The organism is Variovorax sp. FW301-JW7 (genome assembly GCF_058788795.1).
On the sequence record NZ_JBYTBC010000022.1, the window covers coordinates 15476 to 37286 of the forward strand.

19 protein-coding genes are annotated in these 21811 nt (G+C 69.2%); 10 read left to right on the forward strand and 9 right to left on the reverse strand.

Annotated elements, in window-relative coordinates; all coding sequences use genetic code 11:
• Positions 1–32: 32 nt before the first annotated feature.
• The 7 genes from AC3WQM_RS30855 (at position 33) to AC3WQM_RS30885 (ending at position 10437) form a co-directional block, all read left to right on the forward strand.
• Positions 33–2966: a type VI secretion system Vgr family protein gene (locus tag AC3WQM_RS30855; RefSeq protein ID WP_492683713.1), complete on the forward strand. Its 2934-nt coding sequence runs from the start codon at positions 33–35 to the stop codon at positions 2964–2966.
• Positions 2966–5596, forward strand: a complete 2631-nt coding sequence (locus AC3WQM_RS30860; protein ID WP_492683714.1) for a DUF2169 family type VI secretion system accessory protein — start codon at positions 2966–2968, stop codon at positions 5594–5596. Before AC3WQM_RS30855 ends, AC3WQM_RS30860 begins: the two co-directional genes overlap by 1 nt.
• Positions 5593–6642: a pentapeptide repeat-containing protein gene (locus AC3WQM_RS30865; RefSeq protein ID WP_492683715.1), complete on the forward strand. Its 1050-nt coding sequence runs from the start codon at positions 5593–5595 to the stop codon at positions 6640–6642. The genes AC3WQM_RS30860 and AC3WQM_RS30865 overlap by 4 nt, the downstream gene beginning before the upstream one ends.
• Before the next feature lie 52 nt (positions 6643–6694).
• Positions 6695–7333: a DUF3540 domain-containing protein gene (locus AC3WQM_RS30870; protein ID WP_492683716.1), complete on the forward strand. Its 639-nt coding sequence runs from the start codon at positions 6695–6697 to the stop codon at positions 7331–7333.
• 32 nt (positions 7334–7365) lie between these two features.
• A complete protein-coding gene (locus tag AC3WQM_RS30875; protein WP_099794832.1) occupies positions 7366–7761 on the forward strand; it encodes a DUF4150 domain-containing protein in 396 nt (131 codons plus the stop codon).
• A gap of 164 nt (positions 7762–7925) precedes the next feature.
• Positions 7926–9602 carry a type VI secretion system-associated FHA domain protein TagH gene (gene tagH, locus AC3WQM_RS30880; protein WP_492683717.1) on the forward strand — a complete coding sequence of 559 codons (1677 nt, stop codon included), beginning with the start codon at positions 7926–7928 and terminating at the stop codon, positions 9600–9602.
• A 40-nt stretch (positions 9603–9642) separates the two neighbouring features.
• Positions 9643–10437 (forward strand): PP2C family protein-serine/threonine phosphatase, encoded by a 795-nt coding sequence (locus AC3WQM_RS30885; protein WP_492683718.1) that lies wholly within the window; start codon positions 9643–9645, stop codon positions 10435–10437.
• A gap of 84 nt (positions 10438–10521) precedes the next feature.
• Here the strand turns inward: AC3WQM_RS30885 and AC3WQM_RS30890 are convergent, their stop codons facing one another.
• The 5 genes from AC3WQM_RS30890 to tssA form a co-directional block, all read right to left on the reverse strand.
• Positions 10522–11058: a hypothetical protein gene (locus tag AC3WQM_RS30890; protein ID WP_492683719.1), complete on the reverse strand. Its 537-nt coding sequence runs from the start codon at positions 11056–11058 to the stop codon at positions 10522–10524.
• A gap of 74 nt (positions 11059–11132) precedes the next feature.
• Entirely contained in the window at positions 11133–11612 is a 480-nt protein-coding gene (locus tag AC3WQM_RS30895) for an Hcp family type VI secretion system effector (RefSeq protein WP_489062733.1), read from the reverse strand.
• 152 nt (positions 11613–11764) lie between these two features.
• Complete coding sequence (gene tssC, locus AC3WQM_RS30900) at positions 11765–13258, reverse strand: type VI secretion system contractile sheath large subunit (protein ID WP_489062735.1); 1494 nt, start codon at positions 13256–13258, stop codon at positions 11765–11767.
• Between the two features lie 52 nt (positions 13259–13310).
• The gene (gene tssB, locus AC3WQM_RS30905; RefSeq protein ID WP_489062736.1) at positions 13311–13823 is read right to left on the reverse strand and encodes a type VI secretion system contractile sheath small subunit; all 513 of its coding nucleotides are present in this window, start codon (positions 13821–13823) and stop codon (positions 13311–13313) included.
• 49 nt (positions 13824–13872) lie between these two features.
• On the reverse strand, positions 13873–14904 hold the full coding sequence (gene tssA / locus AC3WQM_RS30910) for a type VI secretion system protein TssA (RefSeq protein ID WP_492683720.1): 1032 nt from the start codon (positions 14902–14904) through the stop codon (positions 13873–13875).
• A 71-nt stretch (positions 14905–14975) separates the two neighbouring features.
• Between tssA and tssJ the strand changes: the two genes are divergently transcribed.
• A complete protein-coding gene (gene tssJ, locus AC3WQM_RS30915; RefSeq protein WP_489062740.1) occupies positions 14976–15494 on the forward strand; it encodes a type VI secretion system lipoprotein TssJ in 519 nt (172 codons plus the stop codon).
• A 21-nt stretch (positions 15495–15515) separates the two neighbouring features.
• Here tssJ and AC3WQM_RS30920 read toward each other — a convergent pair whose 3' ends face one another.
• Both AC3WQM_RS30920 and AC3WQM_RS30925 read right to left on the reverse strand, forming a co-directional pair.
• Positions 15516–16631, reverse strand: a complete 1116-nt coding sequence (locus AC3WQM_RS30920) for a type VI secretion system protein (RefSeq protein WP_492683721.1) — start codon at positions 16629–16631, stop codon at positions 15516–15518.
• 17 nt (positions 16632–16648) lie between these two features.
• On the reverse strand, positions 16649–17974 hold the full coding sequence (locus AC3WQM_RS30925; protein ID WP_492683722.1) for a DotU family type IV/VI secretion system protein: 1326 nt from the start codon (positions 17972–17974) through the stop codon (positions 16649–16651).
• Positions 17975–18227: 253 nt separating this feature from the next.
• Here AC3WQM_RS30925 and AC3WQM_RS30930 point away from each other — a divergent pair, with 253 nt between their 5' ends.
• Positions 18228–18920 carry a LuxR C-terminal-related transcriptional regulator gene (locus tag AC3WQM_RS30930; protein ID WP_492683723.1) on the forward strand — a complete coding sequence of 231 codons (693 nt, stop codon included), beginning with the start codon at positions 18228–18230 and terminating at the stop codon, positions 18918–18920.
• A gap of 6 nt (positions 18921–18926) precedes the next feature.
• Here AC3WQM_RS30930 and AC3WQM_RS30935 read toward each other — a convergent pair whose 3' ends face one another.
• A complete protein-coding gene (locus AC3WQM_RS30935) occupies positions 18927–20159 on the reverse strand; it encodes an NUDIX hydrolase (RefSeq protein ID WP_492683724.1) in 1233 nt (410 codons plus the stop codon).
• 79 nt (positions 20160–20238) lie between these two features.
• Here AC3WQM_RS30935 and AC3WQM_RS30940 point away from each other — a divergent pair, with 79 nt between their 5' ends.
• A complete protein-coding gene (locus tag AC3WQM_RS30940; protein ID WP_492683726.1) occupies positions 20239–20916 on the forward strand; it encodes a phosphoglycolate phosphatase in 678 nt (225 codons plus the stop codon).
• 15 nt (positions 20917–20931) lie between these two features.
• Here the strand turns inward: AC3WQM_RS30940 and AC3WQM_RS30945 are convergent, their stop codons facing one another.
• Positions 20932–21537, reverse strand: a complete 606-nt coding sequence (locus AC3WQM_RS30945; protein ID WP_492683727.1) for a chalcone isomerase family protein — start codon at positions 21535–21537, stop codon at positions 20932–20934.
• Positions 21538–21811 lie beyond the last annotated feature (274 nt).

Below are 21811 nucleotides of genomic sequence, written 5' to 3' on the forward strand. Positions count from 1 at the left end.
CGACCGGACGCCCCAACCTCCAGAGACACAAGATGGCCGACCTCGAGTTCCGCATCGACAGCGATTCCCCCGCCAACGACGACCTGAAGTTCTGGCGCATCGTGGGACACGAGGGACTGGCGCGGCCGTCGAGCTACGAGCTCACGGTGCTGTCGGCGCGCGAGGACATCTCGGCCAGCGACATCCTCGGGCGGGCCTTCGACGTGGTGATCGAGTTCTTCGATGCCGACGAGGGCAAGCACGAACGCCATGCCAAGGGCCATGCCGTGCGCTTCACGCGCATGGCGCAGATCGGGCGCTACTTCGAGTACCGCATCAGCCTGCGCTCGTGGTTCTGGCTGCTCACCAAGCGCATCAACTCGCGCATCCTGCAGGACAAGCCGGTGCTCGAGGTGCTCGACGCGGTGTTCGAGGACAGCCCCATCACGAGCATCAAGAAGACCAACGTCGACGGCGTGATCGCCACGCACGACCCGCGCCGCTATTGCGTGCAGTTCCAGGAAAGCGACTTCAGCTTTCTCTCGCGCATCCTGGAAGACGAAGGCATCTACTACTGGTTCGACGCGCACGACACGCCCGGCACCATGTGCCTGTCCGACGCGAGCGACATGGCGCACGCCGCGCTGCCGGTGTCCGGCGTGATGCGCTTCATGCCCAAGGGCGCGGGCGAGGCGCGCTTCAACGAGTTCGAGCAGTGGGTCAGCGCGCGCCAGTTCCAGTCGGGCACCTACGCCTCGCGCGACACCGACTACAAGGCGATCAACCGCGTGCTCAAGCCGACCGCGACGGTGGCCGACGACCACGAGCTGTCCAGCCTCGAGGTCTTCGAGTACCCCGGCGGGTACTTCAAGCCGAAGGAATCCGACGTGGTCGTTCCGCGCCGCGCCGACGAGATGATGGCGCGCCGCCAGCTGCATTGGGCGATCACGCATTGGCCCGACGTCACGGCCGGGCGCAGCTTCACGCTCGAGGGCGACCCCGACGGCACGCGCAACGGCGACTACCTGATCGGCGGCTGCATCTTCGCCGTGACCCACCCGGGCTACGAAGGCCTGGGCCAGGAGGCCGCCTCGCAGCCCGTCGAAGAAGTGCTGCGCGAGGCCATCGCGGCCGACGCGGTGAATGTCGACTGCCTGGCACCGTGGGTCGAGATGATCCGCAGCACGCCGGCGCTGCGCAGCGCCACGCGCGGCACCGGCACCTTCCTGATCACGGCGCTGCCGGCCAAGACCTCGTTCCGCCCGCCGCGGCTCACGCCGCGCGTGACCATGCCGGGCCCGCAGAGTGCCATCGTGGTCGGCGGCAAGGGCAAGGAGCACGACGTGGACGAGATGGGCCGCGTGATGGTGCACTTCCACTGGGACCGCTACGACCAGCGCGACGACAAGTCGACCTGCCGCATCCGCGTCTCGCAGCCCTGGGCCGGCAAGGGCTGGGGCGGCTACTTCGCGCCGCGCATCCACCAGGAGGTGATCGTCGACTTCATGAACGGCGACCCCGACCGGCCGATCATCGTCGGGCGGGTCTACAACGACGACCAGCCGATCCCGTACAAGTCGGCCACGCAAAGCGGCTTCAAGACGCGTTCCACGCCGGGCGGCGGCAACGCGAACTACAACGAGATCATGTTCGAGGACAAGAAGGGCGAGGAGCTGGTCAACATCCACGCCGAGCGCAACATGTCCCGCTCCGTGGAGGTGGACGACTCGACCACCGTGGGCCACGACCAGAGCATCACGGTGGACAACGACCGCACCGTCCACACCATCGGCAACGAGAAGCGCGAGGTCGACAAGGACCAGCGCAACATCATTCACCAGCACCAGCACACCAACGTGACCTGGTGCCAGTACAACCACATCGGCCAGCACCAGCAGAACATCGTCGGCGACAAGGGCCAGTTCAACCAGATCGCCGGCAAGGTCGACATGATCATCGGCCAGACGCTGAACACCAACGTCACGGGCGCCATGACGCAGTACTCGGCTTCGCTGGCGCTCACCTCGGGTCCGGTGACCATGGCGGTGGGCACGCTGGGCATCGGGGCCTCGGGCAACATCAGCGTGGCCTCGGCCGCCGACCGCAAGGACACCAGCGGCGGCAGCCACATGATCGCGGCCACCTCGGGCATCAAGATCGTGAGCGCGGGCGACGTCGACCTGATGTCGTACGCGAACATCAACCAGACCTCGACCGGCTCCAACACGACCGTGCTCGGATCGAACAGCAGCGGCTACCTGGGCATGTCGAACGAAGCCAACATGGGCCTGGCGACCAGCACTTTTCTGGGCCTGCAGATGGGCAACTTCATGGGCGCCTCGATCGACAACGCCCTGGCCATCAGCATGGAGAACTGCGCGGGCCTGCGCATGGGCAACATCGGCGCGCTCGACCTGAGCCTGTCGGCCTTCGACATCGACTCGACCGGCATCAAGGTCGTGAACCCCGGCGCCGGCGGCGGCGCGGCGGCGGGCGCGATGGTGGCGGTGTCGGCACTGGCCGGGCTGGGCGCCGCGGCCATGGGGGTCTCCGGCGTCGCCGCCACGCTGCAGCAATACGCCGACGCGGCCAAGGCGCTGCGCGACACGGCGGCCGAACTCGACGACATGCCGGTGCTGCAAAGCAAGTTGAACGAGATGGCCACGGCGGCCGATCGTCGCCTGGCGCGGGGGCGGGCCGGTGCGGGCGCGGCCATCGGTGCCGTGGTCGGCGGCGCTGCCTTGGGACCGGGCGGCGTGCTGATCGGCGCAGGCATCGGAGCCGCCGCCGGCGATGCCGCGTTGCCGGCCACCGTCGCAACGCCACCGGGCCCGCCGGCCCCGCACGAGGCGCCCCGGGCGGCGCCCACGCAGCCGACGCCGCCGACCGCGCCGCCTGCACCCGGTCCGTCGGGTGGCGGGTCAGGAAGCGGTGGATCGGGAGGTGGATCGGGAGGTGGATCAGGCGGCGGATCGGGAGGCGGCTGATGCAGGTCTACAAGCCGCTGTCGCTGGGGCTGCTCAGTCGCGCGGTCGAGTACCGCAAGCGCTTCGGCCTGTGCCTGAGCGGCTTCCTGCACGTGCCTTTCGAGCAGGGCGACAGCGGGCGCATCTGGGGCGAGCAGTCGCTGTGGAACTTCGTGGCCGGCGAGATGGCGGTGCCGATGCTCGACGAGGGCATTGCCAAGCTCACGCCGGAATTCCTGGTGCACGGCCATGCGTACCCGGGGCCCGAGGCCACGCAGGGCTGCGCCGTGCGCGTGCGCCTGGGCGGCACCGAGAAAACCATCCTCGCCTTTGCCGACCGCTACTGGGACGGCGACGCGCCCAAGGCCGTGCCGCCCGCCGCGGTCGAGCCGATTCCGCTGACCTGGGACAAGGCCTACGGCGGCCCCGACTACCCGCTCAATGCGGTGGGCGCGGGACGCGTGGAGACCCAGGGGCGGCGATGGCTGCCCAACCTGGAGCTGCCGCGCTCGCGCGTGCTCACGCCACGCTCCGAAGTCATTCCCGCCGGCTTCGGCCCGCTCGACACCGTGCACCCGCAGCGCGTGGCCTACCGCGGCACCTACGACGAGACCTACCTCCAGGCGCATTCGCCCGGCTTTGCGCCGGACCTCGACTGGAAGCATTTCAACCTCGCCCCCAGCGACCAGTGGCTGGCCGCGCCGCTGAAGGGCGACGAGCCTTTTGCGCTGGACAACCTGCATCCCACGCAAAGTCGCATCGAAGGCCGGCTGCCTGCGCTGCGCGTGCGGATGTTCGTGAACTACAACCTCGCCGGCGGCAAGGGCGCGCCGCAGCAGCAGAAACTGCGCGAAGTGCCGATGCGCCTCACGACCGTCTGGTTCTTTCCGCATGCGCAGCGCATGGTGCTGGTCTTCCACGGCATGGCCGAGTGCGCGGAGGACGACGGCTCCGACATCGCCGCCGTGCTCGGCGGCGTGGAGCGCCTGGGCGAAGCGAAGGACGACGCCCACTACGTGGACGTGCTCGCGCGCCGCAGCGACCCGGTGGACGGCGGCATCGAGGCCTTGAACGACACCGACCTGCTGCCCGACGGCATCGACATGACCGATCCGTCGAGCGAGCAGGTCCAGGAGGCCTTCCAGATGGACGGCCTGCAAGGCGACGCGCAGCGCCGCCGTGCAGAGATGGAAATCCAGCTCGCCCGCGAAGCCGCCGCCGCGCAGGGCAAGGACCCCGATGCGCTCGGCCTGAAGCTGCCGCCGCCGGAAAAAGCGCCGCCCCTGGCCGAACTGCCGGCCTACATCAAGGCCAAGCGCGAGGAAGCGCGGGTGCAGCAGTGGGCCGGCGTCGAGCGCATCGTCGACGAGCTGAAGCGCGCCATGGACCTGGAAGACGCGGGCAAGGTCGACCTGAAGAAGCTCGCGCACCGCGGACCGCCGCGCTACAACGCCGACCGGCACATGGCCGAGCTGATGGCCCAGCGCAGCCAGGGCGCCGTGTTCGATGCTGCCGTGGTCGAGCGCAAGCTGGGCCAGCGCGAAGCGGCGGAACGCGCCGCCTACTTGCAAAGCGCCCATCTGCAGCCGCCCGTATATCCGCTGCAAGGCCAGGCCGCCATCGACGGCCGCACGCAGCTCAAGTGGATGCTCGACCACGGGCTGCGCAACCTGCCGGGCATCGATCTCACGGGCGCCGACCTGTCGGCTCTCGACCTGCGCGACGTGAACTTCACCGACGCCTGGCTCGAAAGCGCCAACCTGCAAGGCGCCAACGTGTCGGGCGCCTGCTTTGCGCGGGCGGTGCTGGCGCATGCGAAGCTCGACCAGGCCGTGGCCATCGGCACCGACTTCACGGCGGCCAACCTCGGGCGCGCCACCCTGGCCGATGCCGTGCTGGACGATGCCACGCTGGCCGGCACGATGCTCAGCGGCTGCGACCTGGCGCGCACGCAGCTGCGCGGCGCGCGCATCGCGGGGGCGCATCTGCTCGACACCACCTGGGGCGTGGCGGACTGGAGCCGCGTGCAGGGCGCGCAGTCGCTCTTCTACAAGCTGAAGCTGCAGGGGCTGCAGCTCACCGAGGCCGACCTCTCGGGCAGCAACTTCATCGAGTGCGACCTGGGCGGCATCGACCTGCGCGGCGCACGCCTGGGCGCCGCCACGTTCCTGCAATGCAACCTGGCCGGCGCGCGGCTCGAAGGCGCGCAGCTCGACGGCGTCGTGTTCGCCAAGGCCTGCTCGCTCGCGGGCGCCGACCTGTCGCAGGCCAGCCTGAAGAACGCGAACCTGGCCGAGGTCGATCTGCGCGGCGCCAAGCTGGTCAAGGCGCAGCTCATGGGCGCGCACCTGTCGCTGGCCCAGCTGGACGGCTGCGACGCGCGGCTGGCGAACCTCGAAGGCGCGCTGCTGCGCCGCACCGGGCTGTCCCGCGCGCGGCTGGCGGGCGCCAGCTTCAAGGACGCCGTGCTGCAGCATGCCGACCTGCGCAGCGCCGATCTGCGCCAGGCCAACCTGTTCGGCGCCGACCTGTCGCGCACCAGGCTCGACGGCGATGTGCGCTTCGACGGCGCCCTGCTCGAGCGCGTGCGCACCTGGCCGCGCCTGTCGCCGGACCAGCAGGCGCAGTACGCCGCGGAGCGACCGCTGTGAAAGCCGAGACGCTCTCCTTTGCCCTCAGCATGGGCGAACCGGTCGACGGCCTGAACCTGCGCAAGGGCCAGTTCGCGCGCACCTTCCTGGGCGGCGGCGTGTTCACCCAGGCCGACCTGCAGGACGCGGACTTCCGCGAGTCGGACCTGCGCGAGAGCGTGTTCGACCAGTGCACGCTCGACGGCGCGATGTTCAGCGGCGCCAACTTGCGCCGCGCCGTGTTCAACCGTTGCAAGCTCGACCACGCGGACTTTCGCGGCGCGAACCTGCACAACGCCACCTTCAGCGAATGCGCGCTCGCGCATGCCCAGCTGGGGCAGGCCTGGCTCGGCATGGCGACGGTGTCGCGCTGCAAGCTCGACCACGCCAGCCTGGCCGGCGCCGACCTCGAGGCCGCGACGTTCACCGAGACGTCTCTGCTCGACGTGAACGCCGACGACACCCACTGGAAGCACACGACGGTGCTGCAGTGCGACTTCGCGCAGCTGACCTGGGCCCGCGCCCGCATGACGCGCAGTGCCTTCATCCAGAGTGCGATGCCCGGCCGCTCCTTCGTGGGGCTGGTGCTCGACGGCTGCCAGTTCTCCTCGGCGGACCTGAGCGGCGCGGACTTCTCCGGCACATCGATCCAGCAATGCAACTTCCAGGGTGCGCGGGTCGGCGGCGCCAATTTCTCGCGCGCCAGCGGAAGCCACGTGCTGTTCTGCGAGGCGCAGGGCGCGCAGGCGAACTTCACAGGCGCGAAGCTGCGGCAGTCGTTGTTCACGGCGGGCCAGTTCCAGGGTGCGCGCTTCGACGAGGCCGACCTGTACCAGTGCCACTTCGCGAAGGCGCAACTGACGGGCGCGAGCATGACCGGGGCCGAGCTGACCTACGCCGATTTCCGCCACGCCGACCTGAGCGGTGCCGACCTGCGCCAGGCCACCATGCTGCGCGCCTGCCTGCACGGCGCCGCCACCGACAACGCCCGCATGACGGACCGCGCCCGCGCGCTCGAAACCGATCCCGAACTGGCCAAGGCCGAACGCTGGGCCGTGGTCGGCTGAAGGCCACGCCGCACCGCTCGTCCGCACCTCACATGCTCCCAGGAGATCCTCCATGACACACAGCAGCAACAGCACCGCCGCGATGCCCCGCAAGCGCACCGTCGACCTCGGCGGGCCGACGATGGCCCAGCACTGCGTCGGCCTGGTCGTCGCCAGCGACGAGGGCGGCTTCACCATCGCCAGCGGGTCGCAGCGCGTGCGCGGCCGGCGCGCGGCCAGCTGTCTGCTCGAGCCCTGCCGGGGCGACACCGTGGCCGGCCTTCTGGTGGCGCCCGATGAGTTGTGGGTGGTTGCGGTGCTGCAGCGCGAAGACGACGTGGAGAACGTGCTGCGCTGCCAGGGGCCGACGCGGCTGGAGGTCGAGGGCGGCGCGCTCACGCTGGCCGCCGAGCACTTCGCGTTGCGCGCGCAGACGGCCCGGTTCGCCGTGGACGACACGCAATGGGTCGGGAAGAAGCTGCACTTCATCGGCAGCACCATCAAGCTCGTGGGCTCGGTGTTCTCGACGGTCTTCGAACGGGTGGCGCACTTCAGCAAGAGCCATGTGCGCACCACCGAGGGCATCGACCGCGTGCAGGCGACGCACCTCGAATGCGAGGCCCAGCAGCTGGCGCGCATCTCCGGCCAGCACCTGCTGCTGAACGGGCAGGACCTCGTGAAGGCGCGCGGCGGCCAGATTCATTTCGGCTGAGCCGCACACATCCCTCTGCAACGGAGTCCGACATGTTCGCCAACTGCCAGATGATGGGCACCGACATGGGCTTTCCCGATGTCTGCATCACGCCGGCCGCGCCATCGCCCATTCCCGTGCCGTACCCCAACATCGCGATGGGGCCGATGGCGATTCCCAACTGCCCGACCATCCTGCTCATGGGCATGCCGGCGCACAACCTGGGCACCACCATTCCGATGACCAACGGCGACAACGCCGGCGTCATGATGGGCGTGGCCTCGGGCACGGTGATGGGGCCGAGCCGCCACCTCACGGCCGCCTTCACCGTGCTCTTTTGCGGCATGCCGGCCACGCGCCTGACCAGCGTCTCGCTGCAGAACAGCACCAACTGCCCCGGCGTGCGCGTCGTGCCGAGCCAGGCGCTGGTGCTGCTGCTGGCGCCGTAGTGGTGCTTGCCCATCGACGACCTGAACCGGACCGATCGATCCCCTTGAAAGGCATACCTCTTCCGGCGAGATTGCCAACGCGGCACCCGAAATGAATACTCCTTCAGCGTTTCCTTGCTTGCCGCATGCAAGCAGCGTTTGGGCGTCGCCCTGAGGGCCGGTTCATGATTCAAATCACTGTTGTCACCCGGCAAGGCCTCCCGGCGGGGCCGCCGATGGCCGCGGAGTTCGGCCCCCACGGCGGCACCATCGGCCGCGCGGAGACCAACACGCTGGTGCTCGACGATCCCGACCGCACCGTCTCGCGCGTGCATGCGCAGGTGCTGTGCCGCGACGGACAGTACGTCGTCATCGACCGCGGCAGCAACCCGATGCAGTGCAACGGCGTGTCGCTGGGCTCAGGCAAGGAGGCCGTGCTGACCGACGGCGCGCGCCTGGTGGTGGGCAGCTTCGAGCTTGCGGTGCGCGTGATGGCTGCGGCTGCGGCGCCGTCTTCGCCACAGACCATTCCCGACACCCTGTTCGGCGGCGCCTCGGCGGTGCCCGTGGCGGCTGCGTCATCATCGAGCGACGATCCCTTTGCCGATCTGCTGGCGGGCCTTGCACCGGCCACCGCGCCTGCGGCGCCGGCGCCTGCTGCTTCAGCGGCGCCTGCCGATGCCCTGCTGTTCCCCGACCCGATGGCCACCGGCTCGCGCAATGCGCAGGCCGCGCAGATCGATCCCTTCGCCGACCTGCTGGGCGCCGCGCCGTCGGCCGCACCCGCTGCCGGGCTCGGCGCGCTCGACGACTTCTCGGACCTGGGCGCACCACCCGCGCACGGCAAGGCGGCGAGCATCGATTCGCTGTTCGGTGGCACGGCAGGGGCCGGCGGCATCGGTGGCGATCCGCTCGCGCTGTCGCCGCTGGCCGATCCGCTGCTGCAGCCCAACACCGCGTCGGACGCCGACCCGCTGGCCGCGTTCCAACGCGCCGCGCCCGCCACGCCGGTGCCGCGCTCCGATCACCTCCCGATCGACCAGTTCGGCTTTGCGCCGCCGAAGGCCATCACGCCGCCACCGCCGCCACCCCCCCCTGTTGCCGCACCGCTGGCCAACTTCGACGACATGACAGGCCAGCCGATCCGCATCAGCGGACCCGAGAACGCCGGCCGCGTCGCGGAGCCGCCACCGCCGCCGCCACCACCGCCGCCCGTGCATGTCGCGCCGCCGGCAACGCCGGCAGCCACACCATCCGCACGCGCGGCCTCCGACGACGAACTGCTCGCCGCCTTCCTGCGTGGCCTGGCCAGCACGCACCAGCCGCCCGAGATGCTCACACCCGGCCTCATGGAGCGCATCGGTTCGATGCTGCGTTCGGCCACCGAAGGCACGCTGCAGCTGCTGCTCACGCGCCAGGAGTTCAAGCGCGAGGTGCGCGCCGAGGTCACGATGATCGCGGCGCAGGCCAACAACCCGCTGAAGTTCTCGCCCACGGTCGAGGTCGCGCTGGCGCATCTGCTGGGGCCCGGCGTGCGCGGCTTCATGCCGCCCGAGGCCGCGATGCGCGACGCCTTCGACGACCTGCGCGCGCACCAGTTCGGCGTGATGGTGGGCATGCGCGCGGCGCTGGCCCATGTCATCGGGCGCTTCGAGCCGGCCGAGCTCGAGAAGAAGATCAGCGCGAAGACCGCGCTCGACGCGCTCTTTGCCGCCAACCGCAAGGCCAAGCTCTGGGACCAGTTCGTGGCGCTGTACGGCGGCATTGCGAGCGAGGCCGAGGACGACTTCCACAGCCTCTTCGGCAAGGCCTTCCTCGCGGCCTACGAAGAGCAGATGGCGCGCCTGAAGTCCGACACCTGAAGACCACCAGAACCACCCCAGCACTCGCGAGGCACCCCGCTTGGAAATCGAAATCGTCACGCTCTCCCGGCAGGGCGGGCGCACCTACAACGAGGACGTGCACGGCCACTGGCACGACGAGCGCTACGTCGCCTGCCTGGTGGCCGACGGCGCGGGGGGGCACGGCGGCGGCGACGTGGCGGCGGCCACGGTGCGCGCCAGCATGCTCGGCGGTTTCTCCGCCGCGCCCTCGCTGGACGAGGCCGCGCTGCGCGCGCTGGTCGAACGTGCCAACCTCGATGTGGTGGCGCGCCAGGCTGAAGGCGGCAAGCTCGCCGGCATGCGCTCCACGGTGGTGTTCGCGGTGATCGACCTGGAGCGCGAGGTGCTGGCCTGGGTCCACAGCGGCGACAGCCGCGCTTACCTGTTCCGCGGCGGCGCCATCGTGGCGCGCACCACCGACCACAGCCTGGTGCAGCAGATGGTCGCGGGCGGCATGCTCGACGAGGAGGGCGCGCGCCTGCATCCGCAGCGCAACATGCTGCTGTCGGCATTGGGCTCGATCGAGGAGCCGCCCGACATCGCGGTGTCCGACCGCATGCGCCTGATGCCCGGCGACGTGCTGCTCTTGTGCAGCGACGGCGTGTGGGAGCCGCTGGGCGACGAGTGCCTGGTCGACACGCTGCATGCGTCGCGCACGCCGAGCCAGTGGACCGAGCTGCTCGACGCGCAGATCAAGGCCAACGCCAAGCCGGGCCACGACAACTACACGGCGCTCACGCTGTGGGTGATCCGCGATGACGACGACGCGACGCGCTTGCTGGCCATCGACGAGCCGGCCGCGCCGACCCCCTGAAAGAAAAAGCCGCCCGGGTGGGCGGCGCGAGAGGCTTTCTTTCCGTCTGCCGCAGCGGCCCGGTATCCCGGGCCGGCTGCGCACTCACGGATTGAAGGCGGGCTTCTTCTTCGGGGGGTGGTAGGCGTACTGCGCCGGGACCTTCTTGTGCTGGTGCAGCGCATTGCGCAGCGTGATCGGCGCTTCCGGGTTGTTGGGCAGGTCGCGGTACGAATACACCCCGGTGTCGATGTCGCCGAAGTGGCAGTACCGCGACAGCAGGGTCAGCGCATAGGGCTCGTGCTGGATCGGGCTGTACGACGATCCGAAGAACGGGTCCATGCGATGGTCCGGGCGCATGCTCCAGGCGTCCGCCGCGCGCAGCGTGTCTTGGAAGTGGTCGATGTAGCGCTGCGTCAGCGGACCGTAGCGCCCGTCGACCACCAGCGCTGCCGCATCCCCTGGCGGGAAGTAGCGTTGCGAGCGGCTCTCGCCCGGGTTGCCTTCGTGGTCGAAGTACAGGATGTTGAACAGCGTCTGGATCAGCATGACGTCGGCCTGGCCGTTGGTGCCGGTGGCACCCACTGCCCAGTCGATGTTGTAGGCCGACCCACCCAGCTTGGTGATGTACGTGTGTGCCATGTGTGCTCCTTGGGCTGGCGGACGCGGCCGGGCACGGGCCCGGCCCTCGCTGCCGCGCAGCGCCGGAAGGGGGCTTATCGGATTTCGGTGGACGCGGTGTTCCAGCCGAACTTCACGTCACCGGTGGTGGCGCCCTTGTCGTTCTGGGCCTTGTAGGCGAACTCGATGTCCTTGTAGCTCACCGCGACGTTCTCCATCACGTCGCCGCCCTGCGAGCCGGCCGGCGAGACGTGGGAGATGAAGACTTCCTTCATCGTGACCTTCAGGTACTCGCCCTGGCCGTCGCCGGACTTGCGGCAGGTCAGCACGGCGTCCTTGAAATGCTTGCCGCTCACGCAGTTCTTGGCCAGCACCGGCGAGGCCTTGTCGAAGGTGTGCACGAAGCTGAAGCTGCCCGGCGTCGCCTTGCCCTTGCCCGAGCCGCCGCCCGAGGAGGCGCCCGAGGCGTTGCTCACGTCCCACGACCAGGACAGGACTTCGATCTCGTCCTTGTGATCCTTGTGGGTGGATTCACCGGTGACGCCGTCGAACTTGATGTGAAAGTCAGAAGACATGTTCCTACTCCTTGGAGCCCGATTGCATGCGGGCGGTTGATGATCGAAACGAAAAAATTGGCTGCCGGTGGTGGGAGGAAAGTCCCGATGCCCGGCAGTTACTCATAGAACGAAACGGAAGCGGGATTTCAAGAAGATTGCGCAGATTTTTTTCAACCCGCGCCCTTGGCCGTGGGCAGCTTCGACACCAGCCGCAGCGAGACCGTGAGGCCTTCGAGCTGGTAGTGCGGGCGCAGGAAGAACTTGGAGGTGTAGTAGCCCGGGTTGCCCTCGACCTCTTCCACCACCACTTCGGCCGCCGCCAGCGGCTTTTGCGACTTCGTGATCTCCGACGAGTTGGCAGGGTCGCCGTCCACGTAATTCATGATCCACTTGTTGAGCCAGCGCTGCATGTCGTCGCGCTCCTTGAAGCTGCCGACCTTGTCGCGCACGATGCACTTCAGGTAGTGCGCAAAGCGGTTGCAGGCAAAGAGGTAAGGCAGGCGCGCCGCCAGGTTGGCGTTGGCCGTGGCGTCGGGGTCGTCGTACTCGGCCGGCTTGTTCAGCGACTGGGCGCCGATGAAGGCCGCGAAGTCGGAGTTCTTGCGGTGGATCATCGACAGCAGGCCGGCCTTCGAGAGCTCGGCCTCGCGCCGGTCGCTGATGGCGATCTCGGTGGGGCACTTCTGGTCCACGCCGCCGTCGTCGCTGGGGAAGGTGTGCAGCGGCAGGTTTTCCACCGCGCCGCCCGACTCGATGCCGCGGATGCGCGAGCCCCAGCCGTACAGCTTGTAGGAGCGGTTGATGTTGGTCGCCATCGCATAGGCGGCATTGGCCCAGGCGTACTTGCTGTGGTCGGCGCCGGCGGTGTCTTCCTCGAAGTCGAACTCTTCCACCGGGTTGGTGTTGGCGCCGTAGGGCGTGCGCGCCAGGAAGCGCGGCATGCACATGCCCAGGTACTTGGAGTCGTCCGACTCGCGCAGGCTGCGCCAGCCGGCGTACTCGGGCGTGGAGAAGATCTTGGTCAGGTCGCGCGGGTTGGCCAGCTCCTGCCACGACTCCATCTGCATCAGGTTGGGACTGGCGCCGGTGATGAAGGGCGCATGCGCCGAGGCGGCGATCTTGGCCATCTCGCCGAGCAGCTCGACGTCGGGCGGGCTCTGGTCGAAGTGGTAGTCCCCCACCAGCGCGCCGAAGGGTTCGCCGCCGAACTGGCCGTACTCTTCCTCGTAGATCTTCTTGAACATCGGGCTCTGGTCCCAGGCCGCGCCCTTGAATTTCTTGAGGTTCTTGGCCAGCTCCTGCTTGGAGATGTCCATCACGCGGATCTTCAGGTTCTCGTCGGTCTCGGTGTTGTTCACCATGTAGTGCAGGCCGCGCCATGCACTCTCGAGCTTCTGGTAGTCGGGGTGGTGGATGATCTTGTTGACCTGCTCGGTGAGCTTGGCGTCGATCGCGGCGATCATGGCCTGGATCGACTTGGTCACGTCCTTGCCGATGACGGTGCTGTTGCTCAGCGCCTGCTGCGCCAGCGTGAGCACGGCGGCTTCGACGGCGCTCTTGGCTTCGTCGCTGCGCGGCTTGAATTCCTTTTGCAGCAGCGACGAAAAGTCGCTTCCCGCATACGCAACGTCTTTCAGTGCGCTCTGCTCGAGTGCGTCGGCCATGATGGTTTCTCCTCGTGTACCGGTGTGTGTCTGTCAGGAAATTCGGGCGGGCTCAGGCGGCGGCTTCGCCGTCTTCGGGCTTCTTGCTGGCGGCCAGCGTCTGCAGCAGGGCCGGGTCTTCGAGCACCTTGGCCAGCAGGTCTTCGGCGCCGCCCTTGCCGTCCATGTAGGTCACGAGGTTCGACAGCTGCGTGCGCGCCTCGAGCAGCTTGTTGAGCGCGCCCACCTTGCGGGCCACGGCGGCGGGAGAAAAATCGTCCATGTTCTCGAAGGTGAGCTCGACCTTGAGGTCGCCCTCGCCGGTGAGCGAGTTCTCCACCGCGAAGGCGGCGCGCGGCTTCATGGCCTTCATGCGGGCGTCGAAGTTGTCGACGTCGAATTCGAGGAACTTGCGGTCGGCCACGGACGCGAGCGGGTCGGCGGGCTTGCCCGACAGGTCGGCCAGCACGCCCATCACGAAGGGCAGCTGGATCTTTTTCTCGGCGCCGTACAGCTCGACGTCGTATTCGATCTGGACCCGGGGCGCCCGGTTGCGTGCGATGAATTTCTGACTGCTCTTGGCCATGGCGATGCTCCTTGCGGGAATGAAAGGGGACGGGTGGAAACGGGGGCGGTCATTCGGACTGGCGTTTGCCCGTCACGGTCTCGATGGCGTCCATCGCACCGGGCGCGAGGTTGGCCATGATGTCCAGGAAGCTCACGCCGATGAGCTTCTTGGCGCGTTCGATCAGGAGCGGCGCGGGGTTGCCGGGCTCGGCCTGTTCGAGGTAGCGGATGACGCGGTCGAGCATCTGCACCGCGTCCTGACGGTTCTGGATCTCGCCGCGCGCTGCGGCGGGTCGGGCGGCGTTGCCGGAGGGTGCTTCGCCGTCTGCGGTTGTGCCTTCATCGGCAGACGCCTCCGGCGCGCCGGCTGCCGCCGTGCAGGCCTTCGCGACCGCGCGTGCGGTGGTGCGCAGCGTGCCCAGGTCGATGGCGTCGGTGCGGCCGGTGCGCTCGCCCAGCAGCTTCTGCAGGCGGTCGAGCAGCGCGGGAAGGCCGATGGCGGCCTGCAGTTGTTCGGGGTGCGCGGCGTGCAGGGCCTCGAGCCCGCCATGCACCTGCGCCGGCGAATACGAAGCCTCGCCGCCGACGGCGTTCAGCACGCCGTGCGCGATGGCGATGTCGCGCACGCGGATCGGGCCCACGCCGGGCGCGTTGCCGACCGTGGCGTCGTACAGGTCGCGCGGCACCATGCTGTCGTCGCCCAGCGGCGCGAGCGCGTTCAGGCGCATGGTGGGGTCGTTGTCGTCGTCCGCATCCAGCTTTGGATGTATGCCGTCCCAGAAGGTGTCGAGCAGCCCGGTGAGCAATTGCAGGCCGGCGGCGAAGCCGGCCGCGCCTTGCAGGCGTGTGGCGCCGCGCAGCAGCAGCACGGCGGCGCGCACGTCCTTGCTGCGGCGCAGTTGCGCATCGGCGCGTTCGGCCACGTCGCGCCAGTCGGGTTCGACAGCGGGGATCACGGTGTCGCCGAACTGCTGCTCGGCCTTGCCCTGCGCCGCAGCGATGAGCGCCATGAAGTCCGCGTCGTACTCCAGGTCGTCCCCGCAAGGCGAGGCCTCGCCGATGGGCGTGAGCAGTGCGTCGACGAGTTGTGGAGTCAGCATGTTGCCTGTTCGAGTTCGCTGGTGATAATCAAAGATGCGTCAGGACCGGTCAATGCAACGAAGGGAATAGCATGCGCACGCTGGGTACACACCATTCGTCCTATGAGGGCCTCCTTGCAGTCGCATCGCGACGCCGTATCGCGGCCCTTGGCCTTGCTGCAGCGGGTCTTTGGCTGGCGGGCTGTGCGAGCAAACCGGTGGTCACGCCGGTATCGATCACGCTCACCGCCGGCGCCGATGCCAACCCCGATGCGCGCGGGCGCGCTTCGCCGCTCACGGTGCGCGTCTACGCACTCAAGTCGCCAGGGCCCTTCGAAGGTGCCGACTTCTTCTCGCTGTTCGAGAAGGACCAGGCCACGCTCGGCGCCGAGCTGGTGCAGCGCGAAGAGATGCTGCTGCGCCCCGGCGAGAGCCGCAAGCTCGAGCTCACCCTGCCGGCCGATGCCAAGGCGATCGGCGTGATGGCCGCGTTCCGCGACCTCGACCGCGCCCGCTGGCGCGAGGTGCGCGCGGTCGTTCCGGGCCAGGCGCAGGTGCTCAACGTGAGCTTCGGCGCGCGGCAGATCCGCGTGGACGCTGCGGCCAAGTAGCGTCAGCCGCACAAGAGGCTTTCAGCGCAGTTCCGCCGGCACCGTGGGCGCAAAGCGCCCCGGCCGCACCAGCGGTTGGTCCGCCGGCAGGAAGCGGCCGAACAGGTCGCTCACGAACGCGGCGCCCGCACCGCCCTCCGATGCGGTGGCCGTGAGGTAGAGCCCGCGCCAGCGCGGCGCGCGCGCCCCTTTGCCGTGTCCCTCGAACAGCCCCTGCGCCACTTGCCGCAAGGCCGGCTGCAAGGTGCGCACGCTTTCCACGAAGCCATGCAGCGCGAGCCGTCCCGCGGGGCCCGGCTGCTCGCGCAGCAGGGCCATGCGCAGGCCGTGCAACTGGTCCACGAGCGGATCGAACAGCGCATCGAGCCGGTCGGCGGCGCGCGTGGCGTGCGCTGCGAACGGGTGCTCCACGCGGTGGCCGAGCGCCTGCGCGAGCACCTCGGGCGGCAGCGCGGCGCGCAGCGTGGCGTAGCCCTTCAGTCCTTCGAGGCCTGTGACGACGAGGTAGACCGGCAGTTGCAGGCGCAGCGTCTCGCCGGCCTCGTCGAGCAGGCGGCGCATGTTCGCGGTGGCGCGCTTGCGCAGCGCCGGATCGCCGTGCAGCAGGTCGCCGGCCGCCACGCACACCACCACGCCGTGCAGCGGCAGGCGTTCACGCCGCTCGGCGAGCGCCAGCAGCGACTGCAGCCAGAGCCCGCGCGCGGGCGCCGTGCCGGCCTGGTCGCCGATGGCGTCGGGATGCAGTTCGATGGCCGTGAGCGCGCCGGTGGTCCACCAGCGCCACCAGGGGGTGCCCGGCGCCTCGTTCGCGGGCGGCGCCACGCATTCGGCGCGGGCGGCCGAGAGCAGCCCCGGCAGCCCGGTGGCCGGGCCGCCGATGAAGAGGAACCACGGCGCCGTCGCGCGCGTGCGCGGCGCCTGCCGCAGCGAGTTGCGCGCCTGCGCCATGGCCTCTTTCAGCGCATCGACGGCGGCGTGGTCGGCCGGCGCACCGAGCGCGTCGACGCGCCGCAGCAGCCCCCGGCGCCGTGCGCCGCGGCCAGCGTCGCGCACGGCGGCGTACAGCAGCGCCAGGCCAATGAGGCAGGCCGCAAGCAAAGGCCAGAAGAGGTGCGCGGGCGAGAGCGTGTCGAACATGGGGAGGAAGGGCCCGGTCAGCGCGCCATGGTTTCGAGGAAGATGAAATCGGCGATGAGCCGCTCGCTGTTCTTGCTGGCCGCCAGCGCCTCGCGCAGGCGCAGCAGGTAGGCCGAGGCCATCTCGTACGGCGGGCGGTCGGAGGTTTCGCTGAACGGCATCGGCGCCGACAGCACGGTGATCAGCACGTTGCCGAACGGCGGGCTCACGAGCCAGCTCGAGGGGATGTCGCGGCCCAGCTCCAGCGACTCGCCCGCGCGCAGCCGCGTCGGGGCCTGGCCGGTGTTCAGGTGCATCACGGAGCCGTCGGCGGTGTAGTAGTCGACCCAGATGTAGCTCTCGTGGCGCGGCGCGACCACCTGCACGCGCACAGGGTCGCCCTCGCGCAGCCGGCCGTCGTGCGCCGACGGCGCGCTCACGCTCAGCCCGTAGCCCTTCTGGCGGTTGCGCGCCTGCGAGGGCTTGAGGATGGCGAACACCTCGCAGTGCGGCCACACGCGCAGCCCGATGTCGAAGTGGGGCGCGCGCACGCCGGGAATGGCCGCGACGTCGTCCGCCACTTTCAGCAGGTCGTCGCGCTGCGAGACAAAGCCGGTCACGCGCGGGCGGCCGTCGGGGTCGATCGAGGCTTCGAGGTCGGCGCAGGCATAGCTGGCGAGTTGCCGGTCGATGCGCTGCGTGAGCGCCGTGTCGGCGGCCGGCGGCCCGGCCAGCCAGTGCCACAGCAGGAACAGCGCGGGCACGAGCACGGCCAGCGCGGTGCCAGTGCGCAGCACGGTGCGGTCGCGCCGCCGCATGTCGGCCGGGCCGCGCGGGTCGGGCACGCCGTAGGGCTGCGGCGTGATGCGGTCCTGTGCGAGGCTGCCGAGTTCGAGCGGCGGCGGTTGCAGCTGCCGGCCGTGCAGGTCCTTCAGCTTGCCCAGCTCGCCTTCGTCGCCCGACTCGAAGTAGTACTGGCCCTTGAAGCCGTGCGCCAGCGCGTGCCAGTAGACCTCGCGCACTGCGTGGTCCTGCGCGCCGAGCGCCGAGAGGTGGTGGAAGAACTCGCTGTGCGCGTTGTTGGAGTTGAACAGCTGCACCTGCAGCGGTGCGGCGCCGTCCACCGCATCGGGGTGGCGCCCCAGGATCTCGTCGAGCCACGCGACCATCGCGAAGGCGGCCGATTCGATCTGCGCCGCGCTGGCGCCCGCCACCTTGGCGTCGGCACGTGCGATGTCGAGCAAGCGCAGGGCTTCGCGCTGGGCGTCGCCGTGGGGGAGGGTGGGCTGCCCGGCGGCGATCGATGCGTCCAGGCCGAGACCGAAAGCGATGAAGGGCGAGAAGCAGTCGAGCAGGCGGGCCATGAGGGGTGCCCGCTTCTCAAGCGTGCATTGCGAAGCATGCCGTGCACCGGCGTCTGCAGCGATCGCACATGCCCATGTCCCCGGTGGTTCGAGTGGGCGTTCATTTTTTCAAGGGGTCCACCGGGCCGCCATACCGCTTGGGGTCTATGCCGTTGGTAGGGCGCAGCGGCCTTGCTGGACGGGGCAATCGCCGTTATCTTCGCAGTCGCAGAAGAATCCAATGCACATTGACGTTGGGACACTGGGGTATGCCATGAAAATTCTGATCGCCGACGACCACCGGCTCGTCATCGAGGCGGTCAAAGCCAAGTTGTCGGAACTGGGTGCCGGCATCGAGTTCGTCCTGGCGCTGAGCGTCGACGAATTGCTTGCCGGCGCGACCGACGATCTCGACCTGGCCCTGATCGACCTCAACATGCCCGGCGCGGACGGGCAGGCCCACATCGACGAGATCCGGCGACGACACCCGGCCGTGCCCGTGATCGTGCTGTCGGGCTACGAAGACCCGGCCATCATGCGCAGCGCGCTCGAACGCGGCGTGCTCGGTTTCATTCCCAAGGCCTATTCACCCGAAGTCATGCTGTCGGCGGTGCGCCTGGTGCTGGCGGGCGGCGTGTATGTGCCGCCGATGATGCTCACGGCGCTGCCGCCGGGCATCGTGGCCGGCGTGTCGGCATCGTCTGCTGCGGCGGGCGAACCCTTTGCGCGCGGCAATGGCGGCACCCAGACCCTGGAACACCTGCGCAGCGTGCTGACCGAGCGGCAGGTCGAGGTGCTGCAGCTGCTGTCGCAAGGCAAGCCGAACAAGCTGATCGGGCGCAGCCTGGGCATCAGCGAAGGCACGGTGAAGATCCACCTTGCAGCCATCTTCCGTGCGCTCAACGTGCGCAACCGCACCGAGGCGGTGGTGGCGGCGCAGGCGCTGACGGAAGCGCAGCAGGCCTGAAGAGGCTCAGTCGGCGACAGCCGACGCCGGGCGGCGCATGAAGCCGCGCGAGGGCACGATCCATTCGACGGTCTGATCCGTCTCGGGCGCGGGCGTCGTTGCGTCGTCCGTGAACAGCATGCGCTCTTCGACCAGCAGGAGACCTCGCGCGCCCAACACCCGCAGCGTGGCACCGCCAAGGTCCTGGGACTGCGGCGCAGCATCAGCCGATAACACCCATCGCACCGGCCCGGGCGCCGCGGCCCTCAGCGCGGCCTCGTGCGCCGCGTCGCCGGGCACGCGGTTGATCAGCGCCCAGCCCTCGGTACCGCCGATCACGAAACTGTTGAGGCCGCTGTCGTGCACGACGCGCACCACGCGCGCGGACAGCGGCGTGACCAGCCCCGCTTCGAGCGCATAGCGACCGCCGCCCTGGCCGTCGGGGTCGAGGTGACCGATCTCGTCGTAGGCGGGTTCTTCCATGTTCACCGGCCGACGACCTGCGGGGCCATCGGCCAGTCGCGGCATGGTCAATGGAATGCGGCGCAGTGCGCGCGCATGGGCCATGAAGTCGTCGACGCAGGCGAAGGTGGCCAGGTGTTCGAGCACGCGCCGCGTCACGTTCAACAGCTTGAGGCCGCGTGCAGGGCTCACTGCATCGGCAGGCTTCAGCCACAGGTGCTCGACGGTCTCGCGACCGTCGGGGCGCACGGCCTGGCCGACGGGCATCGCCGCCGCAAAGAAGCGCGTGTCGAAACGGCGCGGCATGCCGGGCGGCGTCAGCCAGTGGCTGAAGTACGCGATGCGATCGACGGCGAGACGCCAGCCCCGGTCCGCGCACAGCGCGAGGAGGGCGTCGGTGCTGCGCTCGGCGGCGGCGCGCATCGCGTCGAGTTCGCCCGACGTGAGCGCGAGCAGCTCGACCGGCCGGCCCTGCGCATCGTTCGCGAGCAACAGACCGGCCTCTTCGAAGCATTCGCGGATCGCCGCGGCGTGGAAGTCGAGCCCGCCTTCGGGCAGGCCCAGGCGCGCACTCGCGGCGGCGTCGTCCAGGCCGGTGCACAGCGGGTGCAGCAGGCGGTCGTGCGCATCGACCATGCCGCCCGGAAAGACGCTGGCGCCGCTGTTCTGGTCGTTGGCCTTTTCGGACCGCCTCAGCATCAGCACTTCGAGGCCTTCGGGACCGTCGCGCAGCACGACGAGCGTGGCGGCGGTGCGGATGGGGCGAGGGGCGGAGGGCGGGGGCGTCGTGGGGGTCATGGGCGCCTATTTTGCGGCCGGGGGAGAATGCGTGCCTCGCGCATCCTCCACTTACTTTGCTCTCCGGGAGCCGCCTGTTTTGGACACTCTTCGCACCGATCTCTCCCGCTTCGACGCTGCCATCGTCGACCTCGACGGCACCATGGTCGACACGCTCGGCGACTTTGCCGAGGCCCTGAACCGCATGCTGCGCGACCTCGAGTTGCCGCCGGTGCTGCCCGCCGCCATCGAGCGCATGGTGGGCAAGGGCTCGGAGCATCTGATCCTGTCGGCGCTGGCGCACGTGGGTGCACCGGCCCCGGCGGCGCTGTTCGATCGCGCGTGGGAGCGCTACCAGCACCACTATCTGGAGATCAACGGCCGCCATTCGGCCGCGTACCCCGGCGTGGTCGAAGGTCTGAAGGCGCTGCGTGCGCGCGGGCTGCGGCTGGCCTGCCTCACGAACAAGCCGACGGCGTTCGCCAAGCCGCTGCTGGCCGCGAAGGGGCTCGACGGCTTCTTCGAGCAGGTGTTCGGTGGCGATGCCTTCGAGCGCAAGAAGCCCGACCCGCTGCCGCTGCTGAAGACCTGCGAGGCGCTGGGCACGGTGCCGTCGCGCACGCTGATGGTCGGCGACTCGAGCAACGACGCGCGCGCCGCACGCGCCGCTGGCTGCCCCGTGGTGCTCGTCACCTACGGCTACAACCACGGCGAGCCGGTGCGCGGCGTGGATGCGGACGGCTTCGTGGATTCGCTGGCCGACCTCGCGACGGCCTGACGGGCTGTCCGGCTCTTACTGTTTTCCGAGCAGCGCGTCTTTCAGCTTCCAGTCGGCCGGGTTCGGGCCGAGCCAGATGCGCATCAGCGCATTGAAGAACGCGACTTCCTTCACCGGATCGGGCTGCGGCACGCCGCGCACCGTGATCAGCGTGCCCGTGCCGGGCACCCAGTCGATGGTGAAGGTGTCGCCGGCCTTGAGCTGCTTCTGGTCCGCGAACATCTGGCCCATGCGCAGCAGGCCGGGGATCAGGTTGACCATCTCGCTCTTGGGCGAGTTGTCTTCCACGCCCTTCACGAAGAGCTTGCCGAGCTCGTTGGCGTCGATGTCGCGCAGCATCGTGATCGCCACGCGCTTGGGGCCCGGCACGGCCAGCGCTTCTTCGGTGGTCGAGGCCTTCTTGCCCAGGTACAGGCCGGCCGTGTAGACCTTGATGATGGTCTTGTAGCGGATGCCTGCGCCGTTCAGTACCAACGGGGCGCCGCGCAGATCCATCTGGTCTTCGAGCTTGACGCCGGCCACGTCGACCTGCGCGGCCGAGGCGCCGGTGCAGAGCACACAGGAGAGAAAAGCGAGCGCCGCGAAGCGGGAGAACACGGCCGGAAGCGAGGGTGCGAGCAAGTGAGTCTCCTTGAATTTGCGAACGGTCGTGCGAATGTATCTTTTTGTTTTATGTCGCAGGCTCCGGGGGAACCCTGAAGCCAGCGGTTGCACAAGGCCTCGTTTTCGTGGGCTAAACTCAGCGCTCCATGTTCGTTCATCACATCATTCAAACAGGTGAAGGCAGCCGGGGAGCCTGGCCCTGGCGTCGCCATACATCGCTGACTGTTTGATTGCGCGGCGCACGCCGTGCGCCCGCGGTTCCGAGCCGGCACGCATGCCGACATCGGGCCAC

Excerpts from the sequence above, each read along its gene's own strand:
- AC3WQM_RS30925 (WP_492683722.1), bottom strand. The coding sequence starts at position 17,974 with ATGGCCCGCCTGCTCGACTGCTTCTCGCCCTTCATCGCTTTCGGTCTC.
- tssB (WP_489062736.1), bottom strand. The coding sequence starts at position 13,823 with ATGGCCAAGAGCAGTCAGAAATTCATCGCACGCAACCGGGCGCCCCGG.
- AC3WQM_RS30920 (WP_492683721.1), bottom strand. The coding sequence starts at position 16,631 with ATGTTCGACACGCTCTCGCCCGCGCACCTCTTCTGGCCTTTGCTTGCG.
- AC3WQM_RS30890 (WP_492683719.1), bottom strand. The coding sequence starts at position 11,058 with ATGGCACACACGTACATCACCAAGCTGGGTGGGTCGGCCTACAACATC.
- tssC (WP_489062735.1), bottom strand. The coding sequence starts at position 13,258 with ATGGCCGACGCACTCGAGCAGAGCGCACTGAAAGACGTTGCGTATGCG.
- tagH (WP_492683717.1), top strand. The coding sequence starts at position 7,926 with ATGATTCAAATCACTGTTGTCACCCGGCAAGGCCTCCCGGCGGGGCCG.
- AC3WQM_RS30860 (WP_492683714.1), top strand. The coding sequence starts at position 2,966 with ATGCAGGTCTACAAGCCGCTGTCGCTGGGGCTGCTCAGTCGCGCGGTC.
- AC3WQM_RS30875 (WP_099794832.1), top strand. The coding sequence starts at position 7,366 with ATGTTCGCCAACTGCCAGATGATGGGCACCGACATGGGCTTTCCCGAT.
- tssA (WP_492683720.1), bottom strand. The coding sequence starts at position 14,904 with ATGCTGACTCCACAACTCGTCGACGCACTGCTCACGCCCATCGGCGAG.
- AC3WQM_RS30935 (WP_492683724.1), bottom strand. The coding sequence starts at position 20,159 with ATGACCCCCACGACGCCCCCGCCCTCCGCCCCTCGCCCCATCCGCACC.
- AC3WQM_RS30855 (WP_492683713.1), top strand. The coding sequence starts at position 33 with ATGGCCGACCTCGAGTTCCGCATCGACAGCGATTCCCCCGCCAACGAC.
- AC3WQM_RS30930 (WP_492683723.1), top strand. The coding sequence starts at position 18,228 with ATGAAAATTCTGATCGCCGACGACCACCGGCTCGTCATCGAGGCGGTC.
- tssJ (WP_489062740.1), top strand. The coding sequence starts at position 14,976 with ATGCGCACGCTGGGTACACACCATTCGTCCTATGAGGGCCTCCTTGCA.
- AC3WQM_RS30895 (WP_489062733.1), bottom strand. The coding sequence starts at position 11,612 with ATGTCTTCTGACTTTCACATCAAGTTCGACGGCGTCACCGGTGAATCC.
- AC3WQM_RS30870 (WP_492683716.1), top strand. The coding sequence starts at position 6,695 with ATGACACACAGCAGCAACAGCACCGCCGCGATGCCCCGCAAGCGCACC.